Origin of the sequence: Pseudomonas sp. GM84, assembly GCF_000282535.1 — a bacterium.
In the GTDB taxonomy this organism is placed as follows: domain Bacteria; phylum Pseudomonadota; class Gammaproteobacteria; order Pseudomonadales; family Pseudomonadaceae; genus Aquipseudomonas.
Genome location: NZ_AKJC01000327.1, coordinates 22282 through 32002, shown reverse-complemented (window position 1 = coordinate 32002; position 9721 = coordinate 22282). Strand labels below are relative to the sequence as shown.

Genomic DNA, 9721 nt, shown 5'->3' with positions numbered 1-9721 from the left:
GGGAGCCGGTTTGCCGGCGATAGGGCCGGTACAGAAAACATGAAATGTCCGTCATGAATGCCGGGCGAGTCCGCCCGCAATGCTACGCTCGCGGAAACACTCTGCACGGATACCCACCATGGACATGAACTGGCACCAGGCCCTGCAAGAGAGCCTGATCTGGCTCGCAATCGCCTCGTTCATCACCCTCATCGGCTTCACCGCCGCCGCTGCCCTGGCTGTGCGCTACACGCGCTGGGGCAGCCAGTTCTGGCAACTGGCCGGGCCCTATTTCACCTTCCGGCGCAGCTGGCGGCCCTTGCTGGTGTTCGCCTTGCTGCTGGTGCTGACACTGTTCTCGGTGCGCCTGAACGTGCTGTTCTCGTTCTGGTACAACGGCTTCTACAGCGCCCTGCAGGCCCTCGATCAAACCGCGTTCTGGTACCTGCTCGGGGTGTTCGCGGTGCTGGCGACCATCCATGTGCTGCGTTCGCTGTTCACCTTCTACGTGACCCAGGCCTTCAGCATCCAATGGCGTGTGTGGCTGACCGAACGCCTCACCCATGACTGGATGCAAGGCGATGCCTACTACCGCGGCCAGTTCCTCGAACATCCGGTGGACAACCCTGACCAACGTATCGAACTGGACATCAATTCCTACGTCACCAACTCGGTGTCGCTGGCCCTCGGCGCGGTCAGTGCGCTGGTGTCGCTGGTAGCCTTCACCGGTATCCTCTGGGGCCTGTCGGCACCGCTGGCGGTGGCCGGCTACGAAATTCCCCGGGCGATGGTGTTTGCCGTCTACCTGTACGTGCTGGTCGCCACCTGGATCGCCTTCCGCCTCGGCCAACCGTTGATCCGCCTGAACTTCCTCAACGAAAAACTCACCGCCAACTTCCGTTACGCGCTGATGCGCCTGCGCGAGAATGCCGAGAACATTGCCTTCTACCAAGGTGCGCCGGTGGAGCGGGCGACCCTGCTCGGGCGTTTCGGTGCACTGATCGTCAATGTCTGGGCGCTGGTGTTCCGAAACCTGAAGTTCAGCGGTTTCAACCTGGGCGTCAGCCAGGTTGCCGTGGTGTTCCCGTTCATTCTCCAGGCGCCACGGTTCTTCAGCGGCGCGATCAAGCTTGGCGATGTCATGCAGACCGCCCAGGCGTTCGGCCAGGTGCAGGATTCACTGTCGTTCTTCCGTGAGTCCTACGACACCTTCGCCCAGTACCGCGCCACCCTCGATCGTCTGACCGGTTTTCTCGACGCCAACCAGCAAGCCGCCGCGCTGCCGCGGGTACTCACCGAGGAGCAGGCACATACCCTGGATATCACCGGCCTGCAGGTGTTGCGCCCCGACGGCCATGCGCTGATCGCCGACCTCGACTTGCGCCTGCACGCTGGCCAGGCGCTGTTGATCAAGGGCCCCTCGGGCAGTGGCAAGACCACCTTGCTGCGCGCCCTGGCGGGCCTGTGGCCTTATGCCGAGGGTGAGGTCAGGCGACCCACGGGCACCCAGGCGTTGTTCCTGTCGCAGCGCCCGTACTTGCCGCTGGGCGACCTGCGTACCGCCATCGCCTACCCGGCGGGCAGCACGGCCGAGGACGCGCCGCGCATGCAGCAGGCCCTGCGCCAGGTCAACCTGGCGCACCTGGTGGATCGGCTGGAGGTGAGCTGCGACTGGTCGCACATTCTGTCGGTGGGTGAGCAGCAGCGCCTGGCGTTCGCCCGGGTGCTGTTCAACCGGCCGCAGGTGGTGTTCCTTGATGAATCGACGTCGGCGATGGATGAGGGGTTGGAGCACATGCTGTATTCGTTGTTGCGCAACGAGATGCCGCAGACCTTGCTGGTGAGCGTCGGGCATCGCAGTACGCTGGCGGACTTCCATACCCATCGGCTGGAAGTGGATGGGCAGGGTGGTTGGTTGTTCCTGGAGCAGCAGCCCGAGGTAGAGCTGCAGGTGTAAGGCGGCCTTTGCTGGCCTCTTCGCGGGACAAGCCCGCTCCCACAGGTACACCACAGCCATCGAGATTTGTGGTGTACCTGTGGGAGCGGGCTTGCCCCGCGAAAGGGCCGGTACAGGCAACCCACATTCAGGCCAGATGCTCACCATCGAGCATCACAATCAACTCCGCCCCTTCGTTACGCACATTCCCCACTTCCTTGCCCACCGCAAACCACTCAAAGGCCTCCACCGGCAAACACTGCTCCCGAGCCAGCCGCTCGGCTTCCTCGGCGGGCACCTCGGGGTCGATCCACGCCCGCGCATCCGCAGGCCCCAGCACCAGCGGCTGGCGATCATGGATGTCGACCATCCCCGCGTCACTCGCTGCCGTGATGATCACAAAGCCATCCCCTTCGTTCGGCTCCAACCCTGCACGCACCTCGGCCAGCGCCGCCATGAACATCGGCGCCTGGCTTTTCAGGCGAATGAAATAAGGCTGCTTGCGCTTGGGGTCATGCGGGTCGGTAACCCATTCGTACCAACCGTCGGCCATCACCAAGGCCCGCCCCTGAGGCCACAGGGCCTTGAAGAACTTGCCAGTGGTCACCGTCTCGACCCGCGCATTGATCGGCGCAGGCCGCTTGCCGGTGGCCCAGAACGGCGCCCAGCCCCAATGGCAGGGGTCGATACGCAGGCCATCGGCGGCATTGTGCAGGATCAGCACGCGGCTGCCGGGGGCCACGTTGTAGCGGCCGATGGGCGCATTGTCGTAACCGCTGATCACGTCCTGCTCGGCGTCCAGCTCACGCAGGTAATCGGCCAGCCCCTGGTACTGGGCGAAGCGTCCGCACATGGTATGCACCCCCATTTGTCGAAATTTCCTACGGGGGCAATTGACCGCACCGCAGGCATATCGTTACTGTATATGTATACAGTTATCATGCAAGGCTGCGACATGACTTCCATCCTGGGGCCGCTCACCTGCGGCGGCGCTGCGCTGCCGCGCTACCTGTTTCGCATTCCGGCGGGGTTCCCTTCGCCGGCGGCGGACCACATGGAGCAACCCATCTCGCTGGACGAGCTGTTCAACCTGCGGGCGCCGCACATGTACCTGGTCAGGATAGACGGCGACAGCATGCAGGGCGCCGGGATCTTCGACGGTGACCTGGTGCTGGTCGACCGCTCGATCGAAGCGCGCCATGGCCATATCGTGATTGCCGCCGTCAACGGCGAGCCCTTGTGCAAACGCCTGCACCGTATCGGTGGGCAGGTGGTGCTGCGTTCGGAAAACCCGGGCTTCGCGCCGCGCTACATCATGGAGGGTGACGAATTGACCATCTGGGGCGTGGTCACCTTCAGCGTGCGCAGCCACGACCCGCACTCATGAAGCCTTCATCGCTACCGCCGCCAAGGTAGCGCCGGCAAAGCCAGCTCCCACCAGGAAGGTCGCCTGGAAGCCCACCCCATCCCACAGCAGCCCTGCCACCACGCTGGCGGCCAGCAGCGCCAGCCCGGTCAGCAGGTTGAACAGGCCAAAGGCCGTGCCGCGCAGGTTGGCCGGCGCACTGTCGGCGGTCAGTGCGGCGAAGATGCCCTGGGTAAAGCCCAGGTGCAGCCCCCAGGTCGCCACGCCCAGCGCCAGCCCGGCCCAGCCCGGCATCAGCGCCAGCAGCAGGTCGGCAGCGATCAGCAAGCCGAGCCCCAGCATCAGCACCCCGCGGCGGCCGATACGGTCCGACAGCACACCGGCGGGGTAGGCCGACAGCGCGTAGGCCAGCGCCATCAGTACCAGCACGGCGGGCGCCCACAAGGGGGCCAGGCCCATGTCCTGGGCGCGCAGCAGCAGGAAGGCCTCGCTGAAACGGCCCAGGGTGAAGAGCATGGCCAGGCCGATCAGGCGCCAGTAGGCCGGGCCCAACCGCGCCAGTTCGTGCCACGCCAGCGGTGAGCGTGGCGGCTGCGCCGGTGTCGAGGCCGGGGGTTCGCGGACGAAGGCCACCAGGATGTACACGGCGAGAAACGCCGGGATCACCGCCACCCAGAACACCGTCTGGAAATGGCTCGCGGTCAGCCACATCAGCAGGATCGCCAGCAACGGCCCGAGGAACGCGCCAACCGTGTCCAGCGCCTGGCGCAGGCCGAACGCCGCTCCCCGCAGCTCGACCGGGGTCACATCGGCCACCAGCGCGTCCCGCGGCGCGCCGCGGATGCCCTTGCCGACACGGTCGACGAAACGCGCCCCGATCAGCCATTCCAGCCCCGACGCCATGGGAAACACCGGCTTGGTCAGCGCGCCCAGGCCGTACCCCAGCACCGTCAGCAGCTTGCGCTTGCCCAGCCGGTCGCTGAGGGCGCCGGAAAACACCTTGGTGATCGACGCGGTGGCCTCGGCGATGCCTTCGATGACGCCCACCGCCACCACCGAGGTGCCGAGCACGGTGACCATGTACAGCGGCAACAGGGCGTGGATCATCTCCGAGGAAATGTCCATGAACATCGACACGAACCCCAGTGCCCAGACGCTGCGTGGGATCTTCGGCAAGGCCGTGTGGGCGGTTTTCTCGACGCTTCGCATCGCAACCTCGGCTGTGGCGCTACGTTCGAAACTGTAGGAGCCAGGGCGCAGGATGCAAATCGGATGGGCGGGTAGCGGCCACGCGAGGGGATATGATTAACTGTATATAAATACAGTATGCGCGATGCCGTCCGATGAAGCCTTCCCCCGTATTCGCCCTGATCGATTGCAACAGCTTCTACGCCAGCTGCGAGCGCGTATTCCGCCCCGACCTGCTGCGCACCCCCATCGTCGTGCTCAGCAACAACGACGGCTGCGTGATTGCCCGGTCGTATGACGCCAAACCCTTCGTGAAGATGGGCGAGCCTTATTTCCAGGTGAAGGACAAGCTGCGCCGGCACGGCATCATGGCGTTTAGCAGCAACTATGCGCTGTACGGCGACATGAGCGAACGCATCATGACCTTGATTGAATCGATGGTGCCGGCGAGCGAGGTCTACAGCATCGACGAGTGCTTCGCAGACCTCACCGGCATTCAGGAAAACCTCACCCAGTTTGGCCGAACGGTGCGCTCAAGGGTCTTGCGGTGCACCGGCATCCCGGTAGGCGTGGGTATTGCCGGCACCAAGACCCTCGCCAAGCTGGCCAACCATACGGCAAAACGGTTGCTGGCGCAGACGGGTGGGGTAGTGGACATCACCGACCCGTTCAAACGTGATTGGGTGTTGCGCAATACCGAAGTGCAAGAGGTGTGGGGGATTGGCCGGCGGATGACGGCTCACCTTGAGGCGATGGGCATACGCACGGCGATGGACCTGGCCAAGGCCGACGCCTGGACGCTCCGGCAAAAATTCAGCGTGGTGGTGGAAAAGACCGCCCGCGAGCTGGCCGGCACGCCCTGCCTTGAACTGGACGAGGCCGCGCCGCCGAAGCAGGAGATCTGCTGCAGCCGAATGTTCGGCACCCGCCTGACCGAGCTCGCGCCGATCAAGCAGGCGGTCGCCACTTACGTGGAGCGTGCTGCGGAAAAGCTTCGGGCCCAGCGCTCCGTCTGCAAGCGCATGCGCGTGAGCATCCGTACCGGGATGTTCAATCCGGACGAGGCGCATCACGCCCAGGGCGTGATGGTCGAGTTGCCTTATCCCACCTGCGACACGCTGCTGATGACCCGGCTTGCGACCGAAGCGGTGGAGCGGCTATTCCGGCCGGGTTTCCGTTACAGCAAGGCCGAAGTGCTGCTCATGGACCTGCGACAGCCGGGTGAGTTTTCAGAGGACCTGTTCGCGCTCAAGCAGTCGGTGGCCTGTGACCGGCTGATGCAAGTGATGGATGACATCAACCAGCGTTGGGGTCGCGGGACCATGCGGGCTGCCAGCGTGCCCGTGGCGCCGGATTGGGGAATGAGGAGGGAGATGATGAGCCAGTCCTACACCACACGAATCGATCAGTTGTGGACGGTCAAATGTTGAGCGTCTCCGTCAAGGGGTAAGCCCCGCCTCCGGGAAGGAGGCGGGGCGATGGGTTACTGGATCAGCAACGGTGTCGTGCGCACGGTGCCAAGCGAGGATCGGATCGTGATCGTCGGGTTGGCGCTCGGCACCACCGTCGTGGTGGTGGTCGAGATCCGCCAGCGGCCGCTGATCGGGACTGTAGCGGTGCCCACCGTGACCAGCCCGTTGGCGGTTGTGACCTGAGCGGTGATGGTGTTGCCGACCACCGCCGAGGAAGTCCCGGACAGGTCCCAGGTGTAGCGGTCATTGGCGCGCGCCCGTGCCACGGCGCTGGTCACCACCAGGTTCTCCTGCGTGGCCTGCGGTGTGACCTGCACGGTGACGGTGGCCGGTGCCGAGAGTGTGCCGAACGCATCCCGGACCTGGTAGGTGAAGGTGGTGGTAAAGGCCGCGGTGACATTCTGCGGTGCGGTGTAGGTCACCACGGTGCCGTCGGTACTGACACTGCCCTGGCCAGCCGCCGGCTGGGTCAGGAGGAGTACGGTCAAGGGCGTGCTGCCGGCGTCGTTGAGCAACACATTGAGCGTCAGCGTTCCGCCTTGGCTGGCTGCGGTGTCGTTAGTGGCGACCGGTGCCGGGTTCGGGGTCACGTTGACCGTGACGGTTGCCGGTTCCGAATCGAGGCCTTTGCTGTCCCTGGCGATGTAACTGAAGGTCGCCTGCAGCGGGACATTGGTGGTCGGTGGTGTGTAGGTCAGGCTGGTGGTGCCATTGAGCGCCACCGTGCCCTGGCCGGCCGCCGGCGGTACGAAGCTGCCGATGGTCAGCGGCGTGTTGTTGTCGGGATCGCTGTCATTGGCCAGCACGTTGATGGTGATCGGTACACCCGCGTTGGTGCTGACGGTATCCGCCACGGCCAGCGGTTTCTGGTTTTCGGCAGGGACATCGACGATGCCGGCGACGGTCACCGGTTCGCTGTCCGAGCCGCCGGCAGCCGACTTGACCGTAACGCTTTCCGGTGGCTGGGTCAGGTCATTGACCACCAGCGTTCCGTCTGCTGGCAGCGGACCGTATCCCTGGGCGACGAGGCCAGGATTAAGGACTTTGTCACTGGAGCTCGCGGTGATGGTCAGGCGGTGATTGTCCGGCTCGTATCGAGCCGTACTGACCTTCACCACATCGACAGGCGTGCGTGATACCGAGGTGGGTTTGTGCGCGCCACCCAGTTCGCTGGCTGTCAGCACCACCACGGAGGGCGGCGCGGCGGGGGTGGCGAAGGTGGTGTAGAAGTAGCCGTTGTTGTCCGTCAGCAGATTCGCGTTGGGCAGGCACGGTCCCGGTGGTGTGCCGGTGAGGGTGAGGGTGGTGCGGTAGCACACCGTCGATGCAGCCGGGGTCTGTGCCTGGGTACCGCTGTTGGTACGGAACGAGTCGGCAAAGATTTCGACCTGCGAGCCACTGCTGTCACGCTGGTAGGTGATGCGCTCCACTTCCACCGGCGTCTGGGTGCGGTCGTCGTAGATCTTGCCGGAGATAGCGAACACATCGGTGCGCAGTGTGCCCGCAGGGCCGGAGATCTCCAGATAGTTCTGCGGGTTGCCTTGGGCATCGAGGATCGGGCTGCCGCGCACCACGTCCGCAAGGTTCGGGTCGCCGACGAACTTCTCCTGCAGGCCGGTTTCCGGGTTGGTCTCGGTGAAGTAGCGGGCGATTTCCAGGCCGGCTTCGTTGGTCAGGCTGTTGGGGGCAGTCGCGCTGTACAGGAACGGCCCGAGGGCGCCCTGCAGGGCGCCCGAATAGTTGAGCGTGGCGATGCCGATATCACTGGTGTCGTTGATCGCCCGCCGCCCTGGGGTGGCAACCACGTACACCTTGGTACCGTACGGATGGCGCACGGTGTACATGCCCGCCGTGGGCACTGCGGCGCGGATGCGGATGCGGGCGAAGTTGTGCTGTTCGCCATCGATGATCTCGCCTTCGCCGGCCACCGCTTCCAGGGCAGCAACGTACTGCTCGATGCCGAAGGTGCGGTCACCGACGCTGCCGTCAGCGGTGAACCAGAAGCTTTCACCTGGCCAGTTGTTGGGGAAGATGATGGGCTCGGCGGGGTTGAAGCCGCCTTCGGCCGGAATGGTGCACATGTAGCCGGGGGCAGCTACGGTGCCCGGCGCGCGGGAGCTGACTGTCTTGGACAGGCAGAGCTCCAGCTTCACATTGTTGAAGTCCTGATACCACATGGGGAACCGGCCGGTGGCGAGGGTGTAGGGCCCCGGGTCGAAACTCTGCAGCGCGGCGTTGGCACCGCCCACCATGGCGATGGACAGGCTCAGTGTGTTGAAGATGAAGCGTGGCCACTTGTTCATGTTAGCTCCTGGCGCTTGATCCGAATTCGGATGGGTCACTGGACGATGACCACTTCTTCTGTATCGCTGCCGCCGTTCGCCGACGTCACCCGAATGGTCGCCGGCGGGACTGTGCCGGCGTTAGGCGACAGGGACTTGTCGGCGCCGCCGGACAGTTCACCGATCAGCGCGCCACTGCGACCGGCGTAGGCGGTCAGGTTGGGCGGCGTGATGCGGTCGCTGGTCGAGGCCTCGATGGTCAGTCGCCCGCTGCTGCGGCTGTACTCGGCGCGGCGGATGGTGACCAGATCGGTCAGGTGCACCGGCACGGTGGTTGGCGCATGGAGGGTAGGGATCGCCAGGTGGTTGTCGACAGTCACCTGCAGGACCGCCGGCAGCGACGGGTCGACCGTCGACTGGCCATACCAGCTTCCGGTCGAGTTGGCTTCGGTCATGGTCACGGAAGTGCCCGCGCTGTCCAGGAAGTTGGCCGTACCGGGAGGCGGCGGGGCCATGGTGAAGACATCCTGGTGCGCGACCACGCCACCGGAGGTGCTTCCCCTTGAGTAGGTGGCACGCTGGACCAGTGCCGGGGCGGGGAGATCCACGGCGCTGAGCTTGCCGGAAACGGAGAATGTATCGCTGCGCGTATCGATGCCATTGGGGCCCTGGATACGCAGGTAGTTGGTATTGAAGGGGCTGCCAGTCACTTGCTCCTCCAGATTCGGGTCGCCGATGTATTGCTCCTGCTGGCCGGTTTCCGGGTTGGTCTCGGTATAGGGGCCATTGAGGCTGCGCAGGAACGGTCCGATGTCGCCCTTCAGCGCGCCGGAATAATCGCCGGATGGGCCGATGCCGATATCGCGGGTCATGTTGATTGCCCGGGTGCCGCCGGTGTCGGCGAACTCTTCCGGCGTGACGTTGAACACGTCGACGCCGTAAGGGTGGGTGACGGTGTAGACGCCGGCTGTGGGGACATCCACCCGAATGCGAATACGGGCGAAGCTCAGCTGGTGGCCGTCAGCGACCTCGCCGTTGAACGCGGCTTCGATGGCCGCGACGTAGGTCAGGTCGATGCCGCTGGCGGCGTCGGTAATGGCGCCGTCCGCGGCGTACCAGAAGGTTTCATCTGGATAGTTGGTAGGGAAGACGATGGGCTGGGTGTCATCGAACTCCCCAGGCGCCGGGTTGAGCACGCACATGTAGGCAGGCGCCCCGGGCGTGGGTGCTGTGCGCGAGCTGACGGCCTTGCTCAGGCACAGGTCAAGGGTTCGGCCATGGGTGTCCTGATACCAGGCGGCGTAACCTGTCTTGTTTCCACTGTCGAGGGGGTATGGGCGCTCTCCGGGGATACCCGGGTCTACGGCGTAGAGGCCTGCCTGCGCCGACCCGCCACTCAATGAAGCAAGCAGGATAGAACTTGCCAGTAGGGTCAATCTGTTTTGCATGATTCAGTCCTCTGGATATGACGCAGGCTGGGTGGTGCAGCTCGGTCGAA

At 64.7% G+C, this 9721-nt stretch carries 7 protein-coding genes; 3 read left to right on the top strand and 4 right to left on the bottom strand.

Annotated elements, in window-relative coordinates:
- Positions 1–118 precede the first annotated feature (118 nt).
- Positions 119–1936 (top strand): ABC transporter ATP-binding protein/permease, encoded by a 1818-nt coding sequence (locus tag PMI38_RS23840; protein WP_008099862.1) that lies wholly within the window; start codon positions 119–121, stop codon positions 1934–1936.
- A 127-nt stretch (positions 1937–2063) separates the two neighbouring features.
- Here the strand turns inward: PMI38_RS23840 and PMI38_RS23835 are convergent, their stop codons facing one another.
- Positions 2064–2768: an SOS response-associated peptidase family protein gene (locus PMI38_RS23835; RefSeq protein WP_043274096.1), complete on the bottom strand. Its 705-nt coding sequence runs from the start codon at positions 2766–2768 to the stop codon at positions 2064–2066.
- A gap of 102 nt (positions 2769–2870) precedes the next feature.
- On the opposite strand from PMI38_RS23835, the gene PMI38_RS23830 reads away from it, so the two are divergent.
- The gene (locus PMI38_RS23830) at positions 2871–3302 is read left to right on the top strand and encodes a LexA family protein (protein ID WP_008099859.1); all 432 of its coding nucleotides are present in this window, start codon (positions 2871–2873) and stop codon (positions 3300–3302) included.
- Here PMI38_RS23830 and PMI38_RS23825 read toward each other — a convergent pair.
- Positions 3297–4490 carry an MFS transporter gene (locus PMI38_RS23825; RefSeq protein WP_008099857.1) on the bottom strand — a complete coding sequence of 398 codons (1194 nt, stop codon included), beginning with the start codon at positions 4488–4490 and terminating at the stop codon, positions 3297–3299. The genes PMI38_RS23830 and PMI38_RS23825 overlap by 6 nt on opposite strands.
- A 134-nt stretch (positions 4491–4624) precedes the next feature.
- On the opposite strand from PMI38_RS23825, the gene PMI38_RS23820 reads away from it, so the two are divergent.
- Entirely contained in the window at positions 4625–5899 is a 1275-nt protein-coding gene (locus tag PMI38_RS23820; protein ID WP_008099855.1) for a Y-family DNA polymerase, read from the top strand.
- Between the two features lie 53 nt (positions 5900–5952).
- Here the strand turns inward: PMI38_RS23820 and PMI38_RS23815 are convergent, their stop codons facing one another.
- Together PMI38_RS23815 and PMI38_RS23810 are read right to left on the bottom strand one after the other, a co-directional pair.
- Positions 5953–8244 (bottom strand): Ig-like domain-containing protein, encoded by a 2292-nt coding sequence (locus tag PMI38_RS23815; RefSeq protein ID WP_008099853.1) that lies wholly within the window; start codon positions 8242–8244, stop codon positions 5953–5955.
- Positions 8245–8279: 35 nt separating this feature from the next.
- Positions 8280–9671 carry a hypothetical protein gene (locus PMI38_RS23810; RefSeq protein ID WP_008099851.1) on the bottom strand — a complete coding sequence of 464 codons (1392 nt, stop codon included), beginning with the start codon at positions 9669–9671 and terminating at the stop codon, positions 8280–8282.
- Between the last annotated feature and the right edge of the window lie 50 nt (positions 9672–9721).